At 43.5% G+C, this 595-nt stretch carries 1 protein-coding gene; it reads right to left on the reverse strand.

Annotated elements, in window-relative coordinates; all coding sequences use genetic code 11:
* Window positions 1–580, reverse strand: a 580-nt coding sequence (locus A3756_RS05905; protein WP_197481208.1) for a hypothetical protein, incomplete at its 3' end; no start/stop codon positions are given.
* Between the last annotated feature and the right edge of the window lie 15 nt (window positions 581–595).

Consider the following 595-nt stretch of genomic DNA (forward strand, 5'->3'; position numbering starts at 1 on the left):
GCTTCATTAGCTCTTGAGCTTGCTGGTCTTGGGTCTTAAACAAGTCTCTTGCTTCAAGGGCGTGTGAGGTTTCTGGTAAAGAAATAAGCGATATCGAAATAAACAGCGCTAGAAGTGTGTTTTGTCGATACGCAAAAAGCGCAAAAGGTATTATTAAGAATAACAGCAAATAACCGGCATCTTCCCAGGCATCAAAGGTACGAAAACTTTCTTGCTTGTCAGTATTGTTCGCTTTTGCTTTTCTCAGTCGTTCACCCGTGATATCAAGCGCCTCTAGGTCGTGATCATCTAGGGACATTTTAACCATCTTGCCGCGATTTACCCCTGCAAGACTGTCCAATAGTTTGAAAGGAGTCTGTGGGATGACGATCTCGCCCTGGCTTTTAAAATATCCTTTTCCGGGTATATCTATCGGCCCGCCTTCTTTGGTACCTACTGCAAGAACATCTAGATGGATATTCTTGCTACTCAAGGCATCTGAAATACGTTCATTTTGCTCTTGCGTGCTACTGTCTGCAATCAGGATAACGCGACCTGATCGTGAGTTGTTTTGTTTGAATAGCTCAATTGCTTGGTTCACGGCATTATCTGGTCT

Source organism: Oleiphilus sp. HI0086, from assembly GCF_001635225.1.